The organism is Amycolatopsis sp. NPDC058278 (assembly GCF_042881395.1).
Taxonomy (GTDB): Bacteria; Actinomycetota; Actinomycetes; order Mycobacteriales; family Pseudonocardiaceae; genus Amycolatopsis.
In genome coordinates this window covers 51660-70450 of sequence record NZ_JBHVXZ010000021.1, presented here as the reverse complement: position 1 = coordinate 70450, position 18791 = coordinate 51660, and the positions used below count along the sequence as shown (strand labels likewise).

Below are 18791 nucleotides of genomic sequence, written 5' to 3'. Positions count from 1 at the left end.
CTGTGGATGGTCAGAGTCCGTTGAGGACCTGGGTGACAGCCGGGTAGGCGATGAATCCGAGGAAGCCGAGGAACAGCAGGGTGACCGGCAGCGCCATACGTTCGGTCGCGGCTTGAGCGTCGGCCTCGGCCTCGGCGACCAGGTGAGTGCGCAGCGCCGCAGCTTTTGCGGCCAGGGAGGTTCTGACCTTGGCACCCTCGGTGCCGGCGAGCGAAACCGACGCGGCGAGCTCGGCGAGCTCAGCGATGTCCAGTTCTTCCCCGAGCCGTCGCAACGTCGTCCACGGCGCGGTGCGGGTCAGCAAAGCGGCATCGAGAACGCGGCGCAACTGGCCGAAGGCGCCGCCGCGACCGACGTCCGCAGCAGCTAAGAGTGCGGCTTCGACACCGGAACCGCCGGCGAGGGTGATCCAGACGAGGTCCAGGAACGCTGACAACGCGGCGCGGAACTCCGCACGTGCACGCGTGGCTTTGCCGTGGACCTCGAGGTCGGGAGCGATGAACCCGGCTGCGGCGCCCACGAGCGCGAACACCAACGGTACGTCGAAGCCGAGGGGCACGCCGAGGACCGCGACCAGGCCTTGTAACAGCAGCGGCGTCAGCAGACCGGTGCAGGCCAGTAGCGCCTTCATAGCCAGGTGGGTGTCAGCGCCGCGGCCCACGACACGGAGATCGCGGGCCAGCCGGTCTCCGGGTAAGCCGAGTGCGCGCAGGCTGGGTACGAGAGGCCCTGCCATGGTGGTGGCCCACGATGTCTCGGTGACCGCCGCAATCGAGCCGATGTCGTCCCCCGGGTCGGCGAACCTGCCCCGAAGCGTGGCTTGCGGCGGGATCGCCCAGATCACTACCAGCCAGAGGCCGAGGCCGGCTCCGAGGCCGAAGAGAATCGCGGCGGTCATACGCGCTCACCACCCCACGACGCCGTGGCGGCTGTGGTCGGTTCGAGCTCGGGCGGGTCGGCCAGCGAGAGCACCCGGGCAGTGGGGCGGCCGGCGGCGATCCGGGTCAGCCAGGCGAACCCGCTGCTGAACAGCGCGCCGATGACGAGCAGGACGGTCTGGCCGGGCGGGCTGTCGTAGGCGGTGAGGTAGGCGCGGTTGAGCACGACGACGCCGGTGGCGAACGCGATCGTGGTGGCGACGACGACCCGCACCGAGGTTCGGGTGCGGGCGCGGCCGGTTTCCACGCGCATCCGCATCGCCGCCTGCGCTCGCGCGGTCTCTGCCAGCGAGCCGAGCAGGTCGCCGAGTTGGCGAGCATGGTGTTCGGCCGCTAGGACCAGCGAGGCGATGACCAGGTCCGCGGTCGGGTCGGCCAGTTCCTCGGCCAGATGTCGCAACGCCGGCGCGAGCCGATGCCCGCTCCGCAGCCGCGCCGCGAGGTGGCCGACGTCCTCGCGGATCGCCGTGGGCGCGAGCGGGGCGGTCGCGAGGATCGCCTGTTCGAGCCCGGCCGCGGCCGAGAGCGTGTCGCGCAGCATCTCCGTCCACGACGCCACGGCTTCGATCCGCGCGACCCGGCGGATGTGCGCACGGTCGGGTCCGACCAACGCGGGCAAGAACCACGCCGCTGCCGCGGCGAGGACTCCCCCGACGACCCAGCCGGTTATCGCGCCGGCCAGCAGGCCGACGCCGAGGGCCACGCCCGACCGGAGCACGAAGGTTCGATCGACTCGCCACCACGCACTCCGGGAAGGCAGCGCGCCGGACGGTAGCTGCGGCTGGCGGAAGCCGACGATGACGAGCAGCATGCCCATGGCACTGCCGAGTCCGGTGAGGCTGCCGATGAGGGTGTCGGTCACGTCGCCCACCACCCCTCCGGCGCGGCAAGGAGGTCCGGGTCGAATCCGGCGTCGACGAGGTCGTCGAGCGTGTTCGCACGCAGCGCGCCAGCGACCGGACGCGCTCGAAGGTCAGAGCCGGGGCGGTAGACCTCGTTGGAGATGATGGTTCCGCCATCGGCGTCAACGACCTCGCGGATCGAGGAGACGACCCGGGTCGTGCGGTCGGCAGCCTTGGCCAGGTGCACGACGAAGTGCACGCTCGATGCGACCAGCAGCGCGGTCGCTTCCAGTGAGAGCCGTTCGGCGCCTTGGGCGGCATAGGACGCCAGCCGGGTGAAGGCGATCTTCGAGCTGCTCGCGTGCAACGTCGCCATCGAGCCGTCGTTGCCCTGGGACATCGCGTTGCACATCGGAATTACCTCGGGCCCGCGGATCTCGCCGACGATCACGCGGTCCGGGGACATCCGCAGGCCCCAGCGCACGAGCTCGGCCTGGCTGATCGCGCCCGCGCCTTCGACGTTGGGCTGGCGGGCCTGCAGGGCCGTGACGTCGGCGTGCAGGCGCGGATCGAGCCCGAGGCCGAGCTCGAAGGCGTCCTCGATGGTGACGATGCGTTCCAGCGGATCCATCTCGGCCGCCATCGCCCGCAGCAGCGTCGTCTTGCCGAACCCGGCGCCGCCGGTGATCAGGACGTTCTTGCGGGCACGCACGAGCGCGCGCAGGAACCGCTCGAGGCCGACGTCGAGGGTGCCGCGGCGGCTCAGCTGGGCGAGGCTGGTCGTGAGGTAGCCGTGGCGGCGGATCGAGCACGCGGTGACCCCGCCGGCGGTGAGCCCAAGCACGGCGAACAGGCGCTCGCCGCCGGGCAGCTGGAGGTTCAGCGCGGGCGAGCCGCGATCGAAGCGGCGTTCCTCCGAGGACGCCCGGGCGGCGAGGGTGCGGACGAGGTCGGTCAGCTCGTCGTTCGAGGCGGCGACCGGGGCAACTTGGGCGCGAGTGCCGTCGGCGTACTGGACGAAGACGCGGTCGAAGCTGTTTACGTTGATGGTCTCGACCGCGGGGTCGTCGAGCAGTGGCTGCAGTCCGCCCAGCCCGAAGACCTCGTCCAGGACCGCCTCGACGAGCAGCGCCTCGGCGTCCGGTGCCAGCAGTACCTGTCCCGCTTGCAGCTCGGCCTCACTGTGCGCGGCCACCGCGGCGCGGAGAACGTCACGGGCCCACTCGCGGCGCTGCGCCGCGGTCATCGGCTCCGTTGCCGCGCCGACCCGGCTCGGCAGCTCGTCGGCGAGCGTGCGCCGCAGAAAGGCCCGCAAGCGGCCCTCGGGACCGGAGTCGGCTGCCGGATCGGGCCGGCGGTGTTCGTCGAGAATCGTCATGACCGAACGTCCTTCCCGGAAGCACTGGTTTGGGGGTGGCCGTTATGCAGGGCCGGCGGCGGAAGTAAGCGGACGCCGGACGCCGCAGTGGGCTGGGCAGGCACGCCCGGCACCTGCTGCACGAAGTCCGGGATGGGCTGGGACGGTCCGCGAGGGGACCCATTGGACAGGGCCTGAGCGACGACGTTCGCGACCCGGATGAGCCCACCTGGTCGCCGCCGGCCGGTGGCTGCTCGCCCGGTGTAGCGCGCGGCTGCGCTCGGGTCGTCGGGAATTCGCGCCATGACCGGGATGCGCAGCTCGCGCTCGACAGCGTGGGTTGGGTGCCCGTGGCCGGCGAGTACCAGGCATGCCCGGGCGGCAGTGTGGCCCAGCTCGTGAACGCGGGTGGCGAGGTGGGCGAGCTCGTCGCTGTAGGTGCCGGAGATCAGCAGCAGGACGTCCGCGTGCCGGATCACCCCTTCGGCGGGCGAACCCGGGTCCAATCGTCCGCAATCGGCGAACATCGCCACCGCCGGTTGGCGGGCCGTGCCGTAGAGCGGCGAGGTCGGCGAAGTCAGGGTGCTCAGTGCGGCACGCGCCTGCTGGCCTCCCGGCGGGCCCGGTATGACCTGGATGCTGCCGGGAAGCGGTTGGGTGTGGTTCCAGACGACGTCGGGATCCACTGGCTGTCGAGCAGCCGCGGCGAGACTGAGCAGACCAGGCGATGTGGCCAGGCCGAATCGCTGCGCGAGGTCACCGCCGGCGGGATCGCACTCGACGACCACGCGACGGACGTCGGCCGGCCAGCTCGCGGCCAGGGCGAGGGCGAAGGTGGTGACGCCCGGCGAGCCCTTCACGCTGGCGAGAGCGATCAACATCAGCGCTCACCACCCGCGAGCATGACCAGCGACACCTGGCCGACCGGCACCCGGGCGAGCGCAAGCGCGGCATCGCCCAAGAGTTGCAGTGAAATCACGGTGGTCTGGTCGGACTCCGTTTTGACCAGCCCGGTCACGGTGGCCTGCCACATCTGCCCGCTCTCCGGCGCGACTGACGAACCGGAGGGCGACGACGGCGCGGTGACCACGACGAGGGTGGGCGACCCGGCTGCGACCTCGAGCGGGAACTGCCCCGGCTTCAGCGCGACCGCCACGATGGCGTGGCCTGCGGCGGGGACCGCTGCCGGGCCGACGCTGCCTGGGGTGAGCAACGCACCCGGGCTGAGGTTCGTGGCCATCGGCCGGCCGAGCACGGTGGTCGCCTGCTCTGCTGGCACGGTCGCGATCGTGTCGACGTCCGAGATCTCGACCTCGCGGACGTCCGCCCGCTCAAGAACGTGTCCGACGCTCAGCGGCCGGGCGACCGCGAGCACCGGGACCCGGCCCTGCGCGCTGGTGGTCCACCACAGCGCACCGCCGACGCACACGAGGACGAGCAGGACGCCGACGAGCAGGTGCGGCAGGTTCCGACGTGTTCGCCGACCAGCTGGCACCGCGGCCAGCTGGCCTTTCTTCCCCAGCCACGAGACGGAACCGGGCTCAGTTCTCGTGTCGTGGTCACCGGTACGGATGCTGGTCACGAGGTGCCTCCCAGGCATGGTTCGACCGCGCCGTGCACTTCCTGGACGCTGGTGCACAGCTCAAAGCGGGAATGTGGATGTGCCGACCGGCTGTCGACAGCCGGGTCGGCGGGTCAGCGGCGCCCGGTACCGAGCGCCTGGATCTCGGCAACTCGGAAAGCTGCCGCCGCCGACGTGGTCAAGTCGGGGAACGTGCCGCTCGCCCCGGCTCCGGCCCAGGTCACCGTCCAATGGACCGTTGCCCTGACCGGAAACTGCTGGGCTGGAGCTGTGGCCGAGGACCGGCGATAGGTGTGACCGCAATCAGGGGAGGACGTCGAGGCGTCTCGCCCGGCCTCGAACGGGGTTCCCGGGCCGGAGCAGGTCACGGTATCCCCGTCGCCCGTCGACCAGGAGACGGACTTGGGCGTCGCCACCGCCGTCACCGATACGCCGGGAACAGCCGCCGTCGCCTGTCGCGTTCCCCAGTTGCCGCGGTCCAGCCACAGCCAGGTCGGGAGGCTCACCAGTTTGTCGCCGACCGGGTTGGCTTCGATATGCGGAGACGGCAAGCGCAGCTGAGTTCGAGCCTGCTCCGCCAGTTCCTGCGGAGAGGGCAGGGCCGCTTCGGCAGGAGCCGCTCCGTCGGGGAGCCAGATCGGCGCTCGGTACAGACCATCGTGAAAACCCGGACCAGTACACCGGTAGACGTACCACGCCCCACTCTGCCGCGCGACGACGTTGCTTGCTCGTGGAAGCGGCGCGGACGCGAGAACGACAGGCGGAGCAGCACGCGCAGCACCGCGGAACGCCACGGTCTGGACGCCGTTCGCCGGAGGCTGGAAGTTGCTCCGGACGTACGAGCAGTTCGCCACCGGCGAGCTACCGCCGATGATCCGGTCACCGGGAGGAGGGGTGGCCTTTCCGCCGCCGCCCTTCCGGCTCGGCTCGTCCGGTACCCGGCCGTTGCCTTCTGGGGCCTTTCCGGTCTTTCCAGCTCCGAGTTCGCAGTAGGGCGATGACTCTTGCGCACAGTCGACGGAACCCCAGCCACCAGCCGAGGCACTGGCCGCCGAACTCAGCAGCAGGGTGACGATCATTCCGCCGACCACCGGAACCCGCGTCAGCATGTCCCCACGCCCTGGATCGCGAAGTCGACGACCTTCCAGGAGCCGTCCACGGCCTTCTTGACCTTTGCGTCGATGTGGCGACGTCCGCTCGGTCCGTCGTCGGCCTGTTGGCCGGTGTCGGCGCGGTACTTGAGCCACTGGCTGTCGTCCCCGCAGTCGACGATATCGACCGTGGTCGGAGCAACCGCGGGCTCGACGGATTCGACCGTCGGATGGTTGACCGGTTTTCCCTTGGTGACGAGGCCGTTGTAGTGGTCGGCGTACAGACCGCGGGAAATCCTCGACAGTGCGTCGGCCGTGGCGTTCAACGCCAGCTTCGGTGATTGCCAGTCCGAGGTCACGGCGGCGTCGGCCATGTCGTTCCACATGCCGAGGTAGGCAGCCACCGCGCGCTCTTTCGCTTCGTCTACCGGCTGCGGTAGCACACTCCTCGTTGCCGCCGTGGTACTTGAAGGCATCGGTGGTCCACTCGGCGTGGCGGAGCTGCATGCTCCAAGCAGCAAGACCAAAGAGGCACCGATGGCACCGTGACGCAGACTCATGACGTCCCCTCCCTTGGGAATGATCAGCTGACCGTCATGTCGCCGACGCCACCTCCCCCGAAGTTCACTCGTTGGTGGGACGAGCAGTGCAGTCTGCCAACGAGCTGGCCAGCATTGCTTCATGGGGAGCTGCATCAGCGACAACTCGGCGGCACCGCTGTGAACGGTTGGCCGGCCATCATCAGCGCAGTAGCGGGCTTCAGCCTCGGGGCCGGGGGAAGCCTGATCACCAAGCGGTTCTCCAGTCGACCGGCACAGATCGCGTCGTCGTGGTGGTTTGGCGCGTTCCTCACCGCATTGGCTCTCGGGATCCTCGCCTGGCGTGTCGGCTCCCGCGGGGAGCTGCCGGTCTACGCCTTCGTACTGGTGCTCGGAGTCCCGTTGTCGATCATCGACTGGTTTGAACATCGGTTACCTCGAATCGTCGTCGTGCCTCAGCTGGTGGGCGCTGCGCTCGGTCTCGCATTCCTGTGCGTGGCGCGTTCCGACCCAGGTCCCGGACTCCGTGCACTGTGGGCGATGCTCGCGGGAGCAGGCTTCTACCTGTTGCTCGCGGTTCTGGTCGAAGGCGGTGTCGGTTCTGGAGACGTTGGCCTCGCGGCCGTGGTCGGTCTGGTTACCGGTTGGTCCAGCTGGGCCGAGCTGGCCGGCGCGGTTGTGCTTGCGTCGCTCATCGCTTTGGCGCTTCTGCTCGTACCGCGCAACCGAGCGAGCCGCGCTGTGCCGTTTGGTCCGTGCCTTCTGGCGGGGATGACGGCGATGCTCACGGTCGCTGCCTGATTGTCGCCAACGACAGCGCTCGCTTTCGGGAACGAACGGCAACGACCGCCCGCACTCCTCTCGCACGAGAGCGGCACCCTGTGGCATCACGCGGGGCCGTAGTACCCCGGGCTGCAGCCCACTCCGCCGTTCCACCAAGCGCCCACCACACGCCAGCGAATCACCGGCTGCAGATTCGTGGTGCCCGGCCCGACGCAGTAGTGGTACAAGTTGAAGAAGATGTCCCGGACGTCGAGCATCACAGTCGACCCGGAACCATTGACACAATGGGTGTACTCACCTCCGCCAATGTAGCCGCAACCAGAAGTTTCCACCCCCTCCGACACTGGCAGAGCTGACGCTTCCATCGCCACGGAACAGCCGGTTGACACAACGACCGCTCCAATAACGGAAGCGCGTCGAAGATGCGAAGAAATGGACATTTCATTCTCCAAAGAGGCTTAAGTCAGCCAGACGTCCACACAGGTGTCAGTCCGACCGGACAGGTGGCACTTCCGAAGATCGAGGCGGGGCCGTCACGAAGCGCTCACGGCGCACCGTTCGTGATGTCACCCGTCTGGTGTCACAAACTGAGCAATGATCACTTTCAGTACTCGACCGTCCACCTCGCGGACGATCTTGCTCGCGGCGTCCCGCGACTTGCCTGTCTCGAAGCTCCAGCGGCGCTACCCTCGTTGCCGAGGGGTACGTATCCGTCGCTCGGTGCTTCCATCTCAGGATCTGCTGGAGCGACCGCGATTACCAGGGGGTTTCTGTTTTCATGTACAAGAAACATGAAACACGGGGATCGGAAGTTGAGAGGCGAAAGACTTTCGGATCCGGCCTTCGGGATGTGCGAATCGCTCGCGGGCTTTCACTGACGGAACTGGCCGCTCGCACTCACTACAGCCGGGCTCACCTCGCCAACGTCGAGCATGGCCGTCGTGCCGCGACCACGGAGCTTGCTGAGGCTTGCGACAACGCACTCGAAGCTGACGGCGAACTGCTGGCCCTGATTCCGCGTCCACGCCAGAGTGATTCGCAAGCCGCGGTAACGCGTCCCGCACAGCTGCCGGCGGCTCCAGGCCGGTTTGTCGGGCGACGCGCTCAGTTGTCGGCTCTCGACGCGGTCTCGGAGAAAGCTGACCGGCTGTCGATCGCGACCGTCCACGGACCACCTGGAGTCGGAAAGACGACCCTTGCCCTCTACTGGGCCCATCGGGAGGTCGACCGCTTCCCAGACGGCCAGCTGTTCGCAGATCTGCGCGGCCACTCAGGACACCAATCACCGGCGAGCCCCGCCGAAATCCTGGAAGACTTCCTGATTTCCCTAGGGCTGACTCCCGCGGACGTACCTTCCACTGAGGAGAAGCGAGCCGCGCTGTTTCGCACGATGACACACGATCGCCGCATCCTGGTCGTGCTCGACAACGCGGTCTCTTCGGACCAAGTACGTCCTCTGCTCCCCGGCGCGGCCGGCAGCACGGTCCTGGTGACGAGCCGGGTCACGCTCACCGGGCTGGTCGTACGCGCGGGTGCAGCACAGCTGGCCCTAGCCCCCTTCCCCGCCGACGATTCGCTCCGTTTGCTGCAGGAAATCGTGGGCTCGCGGGTCAACGACGAGCCGGCGGCGGCGCAAGCTGTCCTCGACCGGTGCGGCCACCTCCCGCTCGCCGTCGCGGTCGCCGCGGAACGGATCGCCGCGCATCCCATCCGGCTGTCCGAGCTTGCTGAAGACCTCGCCGAAGAGCGTCAACGGCTCGCCGCTCTCGCGTCGGACGAGGACGCCGATGTCCGGGCGGTCTTCTCCTGGTCCTACCGCGCGCTGCCGACGGCGGCAGCGCGGATGTTTCGGATGCTCGGCCTGCACCCCGGTAAGGACATCAGTGTTCCTGCGGCCGCGGCGCTCGCCGACATACCGGTGGACAAGGCAGCGCAGCTTCTTCACGCACTCGCCACGTGCCACTTGGTCGAGGAGGCCGGCCGGGATCACTTCTGGCTGCACGATCTGCTCCGGGTCTACGCATCCGAGCAGGCCCTCGCCGTCGACGCCGCCCAAGAGATAGAGCGAGCTCAAGTACGTGAGCTGTCGTGGTACCTCGACACCGCCGCCGCGGCCGGGCGCGCCCTCGAGCCGTTCCGGCCGCCGACCTCCGATACCGCGCTACCTGGCTACGCCGAGGCATTCGCCTGGTGCGAGCAAGAACTGGCCAGCTTTCCAGCGGTGGTCGGGCTTGCTCTCAGGATCGGGCACCCTGATCTTGCCTGCCGGCTTTCGCAAGCACTCTTTTCCTACTTCCACCTCCGCAAACCGTGGACGATCTGGGAACGCACGTACCACCTGGGTCTGGAGGCCGCGGCCAAGCTCGGCGACCCCTGTCTGCAGGCGGACATGCTGACCGGCCTCGGCCTCGTCGCACTCGGATTGGGAAACCCGGAAAGCGGCCGCGATGCGTTTCGCCGAGGACTGGACCTGCTGGAAAACGAGGGGGAACCAACCAGGTCTGCGTGGTGCCACATCGGCATCGGGCTCGCGCACGCGGACATGGAGGACGTCAGCATGGCCAAGAGCGCGCTGGAGCGCGGTATGGTGATCCACCGCGACCAGAACGACCAGCACGCCGAATCGGTGGCTTTGGTACATCTCGCCGACCTTTGCCGGGCAGAGAAGCACACCGGAGACGCGCTTCGGTACGCGGACCGCGCACTGTCCCTCTGCAGGTCCATCGACGACAAGTACGGCGAAGGGCTCTCGCTCTACCAATTGGGAACGACCTACCTCGCCGCCGGCATGTTCGACGACGCGCTGCACCGGCTTGACGAGGCCCTTTCCGTCCAACGGGCCGCGCATGACGACAAGGGGCAAGCCGACACCCTCTGGGCTCTCGCACGAACGTGGATCGCTCGCGGCGACAGCACCATGGCGCGCTGTCGACTCGAAGAGGCCGCGACCATCTTCGAACACCGGGGCGATCCCGCCGAAGCCGTCGTGCGCGCCAGCATCGCCAACCTGGAAGAGGGGACAACGCATTGACTTCGAACGTCTTTTCCCACTTGCGTCTTGACGGCACGATGGTCACCGATCCCGCCGCGACGGCCTTGGCGGCGGCCGACTTCGGTGGCATCGTCAACCGCCCGCCTCGCGCGGTTCTCCGCGCCGGGTCCACAGCCGACATCGAGGCCGTCCTGCCCGTCGCTGCGGCCAACAACATCGCCGTCGTGCCCCGCGGCTGCGGCCACACCAGCCTGGGACAGGCGCAAGCGCTCGACGGTCTGGTCATCGACCTGACCGCCCTGACCGAGGTTCACGATCTCACCGAAGACGAAGTGACCGTCGACGCCGGCGCGACCTGGAACTCACTCCTCGCACGCACGCTCCAGCACGGGCTGACCCCGCGCGTCCTCACCGACTACTTGGGCCTCTCTGTCGGAGGCACGCTGTCAGCGGGCGGAATCGGCGGTACGAGCCATCGGTGCGGAGTTCAGACGGACAACGTGCTCGCGCTTGATGTCGTCACGGCCGACGGGATACTCCGCCACTGCTCACCGTCCGAGCTACCAGACCTCTTCCACGCCGTACTGGGAGGCTTCGGTCAGTGCGGCGTCATCGTGCGGGCCACCCTGCCGTTGATTCCAGCCCCCGCGCGCGTGCGGCGCGTCAAGGTCTACTACCCCACCATCGACGAGCTGCTCGCCTGCCAGCGCCGCCTGCTCGCCGACGGCCGATTCGACTTCCTGCAGGGAGAGATCCTGCCGACCCCGGACGGCTGGGTGTACATGCTGGACGTCGCCTCGTACTACACGCCACCCCACGAGCCCGACGATGACGTCCTCGTGGCTGGGATCGGCTTCGTGGCCGCCCGCGACAAGATCGAGGACCTAGGCTACTGGGAGTTCGCCACCCGCCTCAACGAGACCGTGACGTACCTCGAGGGCACTGGCGAATGGCAAGCCCTGCATCCGTGGCCCAACCTGCTGCTGCCTGATGCGAAGCTTGACGCGTTCATGAGCGAGGTCATGGCTGACCTCGAACAGGCTGACCTGGGCGCGTCCGGGCTGATCCTCATCTACCCGATGACCACCGCGGCGTTCGGCACCCCGCTCTTCCGGCTACCTGAGGGCAGCACGGTCTACCTGGTCGCCGGGCTTCGCTTCGCGATGGACGCAGCGAAGGCCCAGGAGATGGTGGCCGGAAACCGACGGTGGTACGACACCGCCGTCAGCGTAGGCGGCACCAGCTACCCCACCGGGGCCATCCCGTTCACCAGCGCCGACTGGACACGTCACCTCGGTACGGCACAGGCGGCGCTCGCCGAGGCCAAAGCTCGATACGACCCGTCGAACTTGTTGCCGCGCCGCTTCGCCTGATCCGACCGGCTATGACCGAGCCCAGGTTCCGCACACCAGTGCGACCGCGATCGCGCCGCGGCGGCGATCGTCTTGACGACGCGCCGACGTGGCACAGGTGCAAAGGCAGCTCGGCGCGTGAGGCGGGCGACCACCGGGGCGAGTGCCAGCTCAACCAGCAGGCGAACAGCCGCGTCCACAGCGACCCACCTCCCAATGGGCCCTGCAAGTCAATCACAGGGGTTCAGCCGGAAACTGAAGTCTTTGCGCGGAAGACTGCCTTATCGGTGGGTTAACACACCTGCTGGCACGCCGTCTGGCGTGCCGATGACTTCCTCGTCGAGGACGTGAAGTTCGAAGCGCGCGGAGTCGTAGCCGCCAGCTTCCCACGCGAGGTCGCTGTCGCCGACTCGCCACTCGCGACCGGAAGCTCGTTCCTTCAGCAACCACGCCACAACAACCTCCAGGCTCAGCGTCCCAACCTCGGCACGGCCAAGCTATCAAATCGTAGAACATGCGTTCGATGGGCCGTCCGCGCCTCACCCGTAAGCGAGCGCAAGACGATCACCTCGAACTCGCCGTTGGTGCGGGCAGCCAAGTCACCGAGCGCCAGCTGGCCATCGTCGACGAGGCAGCTACGGCTGGGCTACCGGTCGCCGCACACCCGACGGCTCCCACGCGATCGCCGCGGCCACCGAGGCGGGCGTTGCCACGATTGACCATCGCACCTGCCTGCGGGCGGGCGAAGGCGGATGGTCCCGGCACGGACGCCAGCGCGACGAGCTCAGGCTTCGACGATTACGCCGGAGCTTCTCCAGCTCTACGAGTACCTCGGCGTCGACAGCGGTCACGTCATCGAGCTGGCGACGAGCGCGGAAGCGCCGAGCTCGGCGGCAGGCCGGCCAGCTGGCACCAGAGTTATCAGCGGACCTGCTGGTCACGCTGGACGACCTGCTCGCTGACCTGGCCAATCTCCGCCAACGTCGAGTGGTGATCGTCAGAAGGCAGCCCATCGAGCTCCCGGCGGCGTGAGAGGCAGGGCCATCGAAGACAGCGCGCACCCGGGACAAACGCCGTAACATCTCGTGATGTGGCCACCGAATCGAACGGGCAAGAGCTGACACGCTGGACGATCCACGGCGAGCGAGTCGTCGACGACACTCGCCGACTCCGCCTCAGCATTGCCTCGGTCGAGCTACCGGACGGCGTGAAGTTCGAGCAGTACGTGCTCCGCATGCCCAAAGCCGCGATGATGGCTGTCCTCGACGACCAAGACCGCGTTCTCATGATGTGGCGGCACCGGTTCATCATCGACCGGTGGGTCTGGGAGCTGCCTGGCGGCTACGTCGACCCAGGCGAGGACCCCGCGGCGACCGCTATCCGCGAGGTCGAGGAAGAGACCGGTTGGCGGCCACTGAACGTCGAGCCGCTCGGATCGATGCAGCCCACCGTCGGCAGCGCCGACGCCGAGAACCTGCTGTTCGTGGCCCACGGAGCGGAGTATGTCGGCGAGCCCGAAGACATCAACGAGGCCGAGCGCGTGGCCTGGATACCGCTCGACTCGGTCCGTGACCGCATCACCAAGGGTGAGATCGTCGGCGCGGCGTCACAGGTCGCCTTGCTCCACGTCCTCGCGTTCTACCGCTGAACCGGGGTCGGCACGCCGGCGTCCTCCATTTGCGCGTAGAGCGCACGCACCCGCCGATCGGCGCGATAGGGGCTGAGTCGACGACCGACGTCGGCGAGGTAGGCACCACCTCGGATCGACCGGACCTGCTCGCTCATGCGCACCGCGGCGGTGGCCTCCGCGCACGCTTCGTCAACACGGCCCTGGTCGGCCAACGTCGACGCAAGCAACGCGGTGTTGAACAACCTCCCTCGCTCGTACCCGTCGTCCATTCCCAGTGCCCGGCGAGCGAACTGCTCGGCTTCAGCCGCGGAACCGAGGTCTCGGAACACGTGAGCGAACTTAGCCGAGAGATACGCGCTGTCGAAGTAGTTGAGCCACGCCGGTCCAGCGCCGGGCGAGAAGCGTTCGAAGGCGCGTTCGGCCTCATGAAGAGCCGCGAAGCAAGCTGAGGGGTTGGCCTGCAGCGCATGGCCGTGCGCTTCGAGCACCGCAGCCTCCGCCTGCAGAGCGGCCAAACCCGACCTCTTCGACGTACGCCTCGCGGCGAGCGCCATGTCGACGGCGACCTCGCGAGCACCATTGAATGCGGCGTGATGGCTCATCGCCGCGAGCATCTCGGCCTCGAGCGCATCGTCGCCCGCGTCCTGCGACAGCTTCAACGCATCGCGCAGGCGCCGCTGTCCTTCCGCGGCGTTGCCGACGTCGAACGCGATCCAGCCGGCAACCTGGTGCAGTTCGGCGGCCGCACCGAGCAGTTCTTCCCGTGCCCCAGCTCTTCTGGTCGTGTCCCTCAGCATCGGCGTGACGGTCGATGTCAGATAGTTCGTGATGGTCGTCGTCGCGCGGCTGTGTCCGCCTCCGAATCGATTGTCCAGACGGCGGAACGTCGCTGTCATGTCGCGCACGATCTCGACGTCCGTGCTGCGGGGCTTGGGCAGACTGGCCGCGACGGCCGGCCCGGCACCGAGCAATGACGCGCCGAGCGCCGTGGCACCGACACCTGCGGTCTTGAAGAACTGTCGCCTTTGCACGCGTCCGAGGCTAATGTCGTCGCCTGCGCCGGCCAATTCCTCGACGGTATGGGAAACGTTGAACCACAGCAGTTCCGGGGGAACCTGCAGGGCCTTCGCCCAGCGTTCGAGGTTCACCAGGTTGCTCGGAGGGCGGGCGCCCGGCGCTTCCAGGCGACTGACTTGCGCTTGCGTCAGACCGAGCCACCGGCCGAGCGCGGCTTGGGACACGTGCGGGTTGGATTCCTTGCGGTAGGCGGCGAAAAGCCGGCCAAAGTGACGAGCCTTCAGCGCAGCGCTGATGCTTTCCGCAGCCCAGAAAGTGTCCGTCTGGGGTGGCGCCTCGTTCGCGATCAACAAGCGGATGCAGGGTCCGCAGTGGTTGCTCACGCGGTCACGAGCCAGGCGCGCGCCGCATTTCTCGCACCTTCTCGTCGGCATCTGCACGGTCGTTCCCTTCCTACCCACTACCTGACACGCAGTGTATTCGATCGAACACAACACAGTGCCGGATTTCATCCTCCGGATGTATGGAATCCGGTGCCACACGACTCCTACCTGCTGAAACTCATACGTCGACGTCGTTTGCGGCCGAAACCTTCCGCTGCACGCTCAACCTATGCAAGCAACAGCAGTGGCACACAGTGACAATAAGGTCCCCCACGAATCAGGTGCCATGCCCGGAGTCCGGGTTACCGCGTCGGAGCGAACGTCGCTGCCTACAGCTCCCCGACCGGAGGCCGCGACCCGTCTAGGGGCCGCGTTCCGGCAGCTCAGGCGACCGCGCGAACACGGCGAGCAGCTGACCGAGATGGACCTCCAAGCGGCGAGGCTGGTACTCGAAGCCTTCTGGCCGAAGTTCGGCACTCCGCGACAACTACCGGAGCGCTGGCGATAACCGGGCCACACCCTCGCTTGCGACCGCAGAACTACCACGACCACCTGCAGAAAGATCAACCATGTCTTTGCCAACCATCCGCCGCCCCGCTGCGCTGCTCGTCAGCGCCAGCCTCCGCGAGGAACGCGAACGGCGGAAGATCGGACTGCGCCGACTCGCTGACAAGCTCAGCATGTCACCGGCGCGCCTGTCTGGCTTGGAGCTGGGAACCCACGTCCCCCATGCACCCGACGTCGCCCACATTCTCGGCTTCCTCGGGATCAGCGGCGCCGAGTACGAGAAACTCATCAAGCTGGCCAAACAGGTTCGCGACGACAACCTCATCACACATGAAGACATGCAGGCTTTTAGTCTGATGTGGACATACGAGCAATTGTCGGACCGCGTGGTGGAATGGTCCCCTTTCTACCTTCCCGATCAACTTCGGCTTCGGCAACACTTCGATCGCGACCCGAGCACGGGCGAGGAGCCGCCCGGCAGCGGAGAACTTGAACCACTTGAGCGTGCCGTTCGCCAGCAAGCGATGCTGAACGGTCCCCGCCGCTACCTCTTCCTCATCGGCGAGGAAGCCGTACGTGCGGCGAGCAGCGAAGCTGACTCAGAAGGGCAGGTTCGACACCTCCGAACGGTGGCGAGTCTGCACCACGTCAGCGTCCGAATCGTGCCAACGAAGGCGAAAGGACTGAACCCGTCTCACGCTTTCACTCTCTACGAGAGCCGACGAACGTCGATGGCGGTAGCGTTCAAGAACGTTCATTGCAACGCCTACCTCACCGAGAAGCCGCTGCTCGATAAGTACTCGGGTACCGCAGAAGCCCTTCAGCACGAGGCTCTCAGCAAGTCAGCCACAGCCGACGCGCTGGGCAGCTTCTCGTGGGACCAAGTGTCATGACAGCCGCGGTGATCTACATCGATCCCCTCATGATCCACCCGGTGATGGACGGCGTGTGGCACCACGCACGCCTTGAAGGCATCCCCGCCGCGGGCGAGGCGATCACCATGCTTTGCGGTGTCACAGGCTTCGCGGCATTCCTGCCGTTGAGCCAGCGACAGCATCACAGCATCCCCCGGCAGTGCGAACGTTGCGACGCGATCGTCCGGCAACAGCGCGGCATTCCACTGTGGCAACAAAGAGTGGGGCGCAACTGACTTTTCTTACCACAGCCGTCCATATCATCTCCAAAAGGAGTCAACGATGACCGTCCGTCCGATCGCCGTCGACGAGCAGGCGTCGAGCTGCTACTTCCGCACCACCGTCGACACCCCGTACCGCAAGGCACTCGTCCAAATCACCGAGCGGTGCAACCTGCGTTGCGCGCACTGCTTCGTCTCCGCGACCAAGCACGGCAAGGACATGCCGCTGACCGAGGTCGTGAAGAAGGTCGTCCCTCGGCTGGCCGACGCCCGGGTACGCCGGGTGACGCTGACCGGCGGCGAGCCGACCGTTCACCCGGACTTCCTCGGCATCGTGCACGCCTTCCGCAACGCCGGAATCGACGTCGGCATCTGCACGAACGCCACCGAGCTCGACGACAAACTGATCCGGCAGCTCGCCACGGCCGCGGTGCACGTCAACGTCTCGCTCGACGGGTTCGCTGCCGACTCCCACGGCCTGTTCCGCGGCGACCGCGCCTCCTTCGACGTGACCGTGGCCAACGTCCGCAAACTCGCCGCGGCCGGACTCCTGCAAGGGTTGCTGTGCACGCCGAACTCTCTGGCCGCCAACGAGGAGTACGTGCAGCTGTGCGCGTTCGCCCGCGAGAACGGCGCCCGCTACGTGCTGCTCAACCCGCTGGGCAGCATGGGCCGCGGCGTGAAGTCCCAGCGGAAGCTCGCGAAGACCACCATGCACATGCAGGAGATCTTCGAACTGACCGCGCCCTTCGACGGGCCCGACCTCGACATCGCCCACATCCGCTTCCCCAACACCGACGGCAAACCCCTCGCCGGCTGCGAAGCCGGAACGATCATCTACGTCTTCACGCCGGGCGAGGTCACCGTCTGCCCCTACCTCGTCTTTGCCGCCCGCACCCCGGTCTCCCGCCACCCCGACACCGACTTCATCGTCGGCAACATCTTCACCGACCGCGACATCGCCGCCCGCCTCGACGCGTACCGCTTCCACGAGCGGTTCCAGGTCGGCGCAAATCCGACCTGTACGTCCTGCAGCCTCGAACGCCGGTGCGGCAAAGGCTGCCCCGCCGCGGTCGTCGCCGCGGGCGGACGCATCGGCGACGTCGACGCCGAGCAGTGCCCCGTCACCGCCGAGGCCCGCCGCCTGCTGCCCCTGGACGTCGCATGAGCGCGCCGCGGCTGCCGGGCAAGCTGGTCGCCTTCGAAGGTCCCGGCGGCGTCGGCAAGACGACGATCACGGCACTGGTTGCCGAGCTCCTCGGAGCGGACGGCGTTCCCGTGCACGCCGCCGTCCAGCCGTCGCGCTCCCCGCTGGGTGAGCTGGCTCGGCGTGGCACCGACACCTACCGCGACATGGCTCTGGCCTGCCTCTGCGCGGCCGACCGTCACCACCAGCTGGCCAGCGAGATCCTCCCGGCCCTGACCGAGGGCAAGATCGTGCTCTGCGACCGGTACGCGGCATCATCGCTGGTCCTACAGGGGCTCGACGACATCCCGCTCGATGTCGTCTGGGCGCTCAACCACGATGTTTACCGCCCCGACCTCGTGTGCGCGCTCAAAGCTCCACCCGCGGACGTCGAACAGCGCCTCCGCGCCCGCGGCGGACACAGCCGCTTCGAGCGCACCCCAGGAAGCAGCTTCCGAGAAACCCTCGGCTACCTGGCGGCCATGACGTTCCTGCGCGACCAGGGCTGGCCCGTCGAGATGATCGAGTGCGCCGACGATCCCCGCGCCACGGCTGGCACCATCGTCGACCTGATCCACCGCACCCGCACGGAGAGCCCGGCATGCCCCTGACCGTCCTCACCCTCAACGTCGGCAACCCCGCCATCGAACGAGCCCGCCGCCAACGCGACTGGCTCGCCCGCCGCCACGAGGACGTCTTCGTGCTCACTGAGACCGGCTCCGGGCCCGGCACCCAGCTGATCACCGAGTCCTACCGCGACGCCGGCTGGTCGGTCATCTACCCCGAGCACCCCGATAAGGAACGCGGCGTCATGCTCCTGGCCAAGCTGGAGGCCGCGGTAGACCCCATCGGGGCCGCGATGGCTTACCTCCCTGCTCGGCTGGCCGGCATCGTCGTGGGCACTAACCGCGGCCCGGTGCGCATCCTCGGCGCTTACGTTCCCTCCCGCGACGCCACCGAGGCGAAGACCACCCGCAAGCGCGCGTGGATCGACGCCTTCCACCAGGCCTACGAGGCCACCGCCGACGCCACCCCCACCCTGCTCCTGGGCGATTTGAACGTCCTCGAACCCGGTCACGTGCCCCCGCATCCGGGGCAGTTCGCGCCCTTCGAGACCGCGTTCTACACCGGACTGACCCAACAGCATGGCCTCACCGACCTCTTCCGCACCCTGCACCCGACGGCAGTCGAGCACAGCTGGGCCCGCCGCGCCGACCTCGGCTACCGCTACGACCACGCCCACGCCAGCACCTCGCTCCTCACCCACCTCACCAGCTGCTCGTACGTCCACGACACCCGTCGCGGCGACCCGGCTCTCACGGACCATTCGGGACTCGCCGTCGCGCTGACGCTGACCGCGACCGCGCCGCTGATAACGTCCGACCCGGCCGCGGACCGCGAGGCAACGCTGTTCTGACCGAGGTACTCGTGCCCGGCCGCCACCGAGCCGCCGAGCA

Annotated in this window: 18 protein-coding genes; 9 read left to right on the top strand and 9 right to left on the bottom strand. The window is 67.8% G+C overall.

The genetic code is table 11. From position 1 onward, the window contains the following. Positions 1 to 10: 10 nt before the first annotated feature. The 7 genes from ACFVYA_RS13735 to ACFVYA_RS13705 all read right to left on the bottom strand — a co-directional run bounded on the left by ACFVYA_RS13735 (position 11) and on the right by ACFVYA_RS13705 (position 6253). The gene (locus ACFVYA_RS13735; protein ID WP_387044940.1) at positions 11 to 898 is read right to left on the bottom strand and encodes a secretion system protein; all 888 of its coding nucleotides are present in this window, start codon (positions 896 to 898) and stop codon (positions 11 to 13) included. Continuing rightward, a complete protein-coding gene (locus ACFVYA_RS13730) occupies positions 895 to 1809 on the bottom strand; it encodes a type II secretion system F family protein (RefSeq protein ID WP_387044938.1) in 915 nt (304 codons plus the stop codon). The genes ACFVYA_RS13735 and ACFVYA_RS13730 overlap by 4 nt, the downstream gene beginning before the upstream one ends. Beyond that, entirely contained in the window at positions 1797 to 3158 is a 1362-nt protein-coding gene (locus ACFVYA_RS13725) for a CpaF family protein (protein ID WP_387044937.1), read from the bottom strand. The genes ACFVYA_RS13730 and ACFVYA_RS13725 overlap by 13 nt, the downstream gene beginning before the upstream one ends. After that, positions 3155 to 4018 (bottom strand): carbon monoxide dehydrogenase maturation protein, encoded by an 864-nt coding sequence (locus ACFVYA_RS13720; RefSeq protein WP_387044935.1) that lies wholly within the window; start codon positions 4016 to 4018, stop codon positions 3155 to 3157. Before ACFVYA_RS13720 ends, ACFVYA_RS13725 begins: the two co-directional genes overlap by 4 nt. After that, positions 4018 to 4719, bottom strand: coding sequence for a hypothetical protein (locus tag ACFVYA_RS13715; RefSeq protein WP_387044933.1), 702 nt, complete (start codon positions 4717 to 4719; stop codon positions 4018 to 4020). Before ACFVYA_RS13715 ends, ACFVYA_RS13720 begins: the two co-directional genes overlap by 1 nt. Positions 4720 to 4832: 113 nt before the next feature. Then, entirely contained in the window at positions 4833 to 5798 is a 966-nt protein-coding gene (locus tag ACFVYA_RS13710; RefSeq protein ID WP_387044932.1) for a hypothetical protein, read from the bottom strand. 23 nt (positions 5799 to 5821) lie between these two features. Then, positions 5822 to 6253, bottom strand: a complete 432-nt coding sequence (locus ACFVYA_RS13705) for a hypothetical protein (protein ID WP_387044930.1) — start codon at positions 6251 to 6253, stop codon at positions 5822 to 5824. A gap of 102 nt (positions 6254 to 6355) precedes the next feature. Between ACFVYA_RS13705 and ACFVYA_RS13700 the strand changes: the two genes are divergently transcribed. Continuing rightward, the gene (locus ACFVYA_RS13700; RefSeq protein WP_387044928.1) at positions 6356 to 7150 is read left to right on the top strand and encodes a prepilin peptidase; all 795 of its coding nucleotides are present in this window, start codon (positions 6356 to 6358) and stop codon (positions 7148 to 7150) included. A gap of 86 nt (positions 7151 to 7236) precedes the next feature. Here the strand turns inward: ACFVYA_RS13700 and ACFVYA_RS13695 are convergent, their stop codons facing one another. Beyond that, positions 7237 to 7497: a DUF6355 family natural product biosynthesis protein gene (locus tag ACFVYA_RS13695; RefSeq protein WP_387044983.1), complete on the bottom strand. Its 261-nt coding sequence runs from the start codon at positions 7495 to 7497 to the stop codon at positions 7237 to 7239. 413 nt (positions 7498 to 7910) lie between these two features. Between ACFVYA_RS13695 and ACFVYA_RS13690 the strand changes: the two genes are divergently transcribed. The 3 genes from ACFVYA_RS13690 (at position 7911) to ACFVYA_RS13680 (ending at position 13124) form a co-directional block, all read left to right on the top strand. Next, positions 7911 to 10163, top strand: a complete 2253-nt coding sequence (locus ACFVYA_RS13690; protein WP_387044926.1) for an ATP-binding protein — start codon at positions 7911 to 7913, stop codon at positions 10161 to 10163. Then, positions 10160 to 11497, top strand: a complete 1338-nt coding sequence (locus ACFVYA_RS13685) for an FAD-binding protein (RefSeq protein WP_387044925.1) — start codon at positions 10160 to 10162, stop codon at positions 11495 to 11497. The genes ACFVYA_RS13690 and ACFVYA_RS13685 overlap by 4 nt, the downstream gene beginning before the upstream one ends. A gap of 1069 nt (positions 11498 to 12566) precedes the next feature. Beyond that, positions 12567 to 13124, top strand: a complete 558-nt coding sequence (locus tag ACFVYA_RS13680) for an NUDIX hydrolase (RefSeq protein WP_387044923.1) — start codon at positions 12567 to 12569, stop codon at positions 13122 to 13124. Here ACFVYA_RS13680 and ACFVYA_RS13675 read toward each other — a convergent pair. Next, complete coding sequence (locus tag ACFVYA_RS13675) at positions 13115 to 14557, bottom strand: helix-turn-helix domain-containing protein (protein WP_387044982.1); 1443 nt, start codon at positions 14555 to 14557, stop codon at positions 13115 to 13117. The genes ACFVYA_RS13680 and ACFVYA_RS13675 overlap by 10 nt on opposite strands. A 518-nt stretch (positions 14558 to 15075) precedes the next feature. Here ACFVYA_RS13675 and ACFVYA_RS13670 point away from each other — a divergent pair. Genes ACFVYA_RS13670 through ACFVYA_RS13650 form a run of 5 tightly spaced genes read left to right on the top strand, consistent with a single transcriptional unit; the run spans position 15076 to position 18751 of the window. Beyond that, on the top strand, positions 15076 to 15906 hold the full coding sequence (locus ACFVYA_RS13670) for a Scr1 family TA system antitoxin-like transcriptional regulator (protein ID WP_387044921.1): 831 nt from the start codon (positions 15076 to 15078) through the stop codon (positions 15904 to 15906). A gap of 8 nt (positions 15907 to 15914) precedes the next feature. Then, entirely contained in the window at positions 15915 to 16163 is a 249-nt protein-coding gene (locus tag ACFVYA_RS13665) for a hypothetical protein (RefSeq protein WP_387044919.1), read from the top strand. 46 nt (positions 16164 to 16209) lie between these two features. Continuing rightward, positions 16210 to 17316, top strand: coding sequence for a radical SAM protein (locus tag ACFVYA_RS13660; protein WP_387044917.1), 1107 nt, complete (start codon positions 16210 to 16212; stop codon positions 17314 to 17316). Further along, a complete protein-coding gene (tmk, locus tag ACFVYA_RS13655; RefSeq protein WP_387044916.1) occupies positions 17313 to 17945 on the top strand; it encodes a dTMP kinase in 633 nt (210 codons plus the stop codon). Before ACFVYA_RS13660 ends, tmk begins: the two co-directional genes overlap by 4 nt. After that, complete coding sequence (locus ACFVYA_RS13650) at positions 17936 to 18751, top strand: endonuclease/exonuclease/phosphatase family protein (protein WP_387044915.1); 816 nt, start codon at positions 17936 to 17938, stop codon at positions 18749 to 18751. The genes tmk and ACFVYA_RS13650 overlap by 10 nt, the downstream gene beginning before the upstream one ends. The last annotated feature ends 40 nt before the right edge of the window (positions 18752 to 18791 follow it).

Excerpts from the sequence above, each read along its gene's own strand:
- ACFVYA_RS13725 (WP_387044937.1), bottom strand. The coding sequence starts at position 3,158 with ATGACGATTCTCGACGAACACCGCCGGCCCGATCCGGCAGCCGACTCC.
- tmk (WP_387044916.1), top strand. The coding sequence starts at position 17,313 with ATGAGCGCGCCGCGGCTGCCGGGCAAGCTGGTCGCCTTCGAAGGTCCC.
- ACFVYA_RS13650 (WP_387044915.1), top strand. The coding sequence starts at position 17,936 with ATGCCCCTGACCGTCCTCACCCTCAACGTCGGCAACCCCGCCATCGAA.
- ACFVYA_RS13695 (WP_387044983.1), bottom strand. The coding sequence starts at position 7,497 with ATGGAAGCGTCAGCTCTGCCAGTGTCGGAGGGGGTGGAAACTTCTGGT.
- ACFVYA_RS13720 (WP_387044935.1), bottom strand. The coding sequence starts at position 4,018 with ATGTTGATCGCTCTCGCCAGCGTGAAGGGCTCGCCGGGCGTCACCACC.
- ACFVYA_RS13670 (WP_387044921.1), top strand. The coding sequence starts at position 15,076 with ATGTCTTTGCCAACCATCCGCCGCCCCGCTGCGCTGCTCGTCAGCGCC.
- ACFVYA_RS13710 (WP_387044932.1), bottom strand. The coding sequence starts at position 5,798 with ATGATCGTCACCCTGCTGCTGAGTTCGGCGGCCAGTGCCTCGGCTGGT.
- ACFVYA_RS13675 (WP_387044982.1), bottom strand. The coding sequence starts at position 14,557 with ATGCCGACGAGAAGGTGCGAGAAATGCGGCGCGCGCCTGGCTCGTGAC.
- ACFVYA_RS13660 (WP_387044917.1), top strand. The coding sequence starts at position 16,210 with ATGACCGTCCGTCCGATCGCCGTCGACGAGCAGGCGTCGAGCTGCTAC.
- ACFVYA_RS13735 (WP_387044940.1), bottom strand. The coding sequence starts at position 898 with ATGACCGCCGCGATTCTCTTCGGCCTCGGAGCCGGCCTCGGCCTCTGG.
- ACFVYA_RS13690 (WP_387044926.1), top strand. The coding sequence starts at position 7,911 with ATGTACAAGAAACATGAAACACGGGGATCGGAAGTTGAGAGGCGAAAG.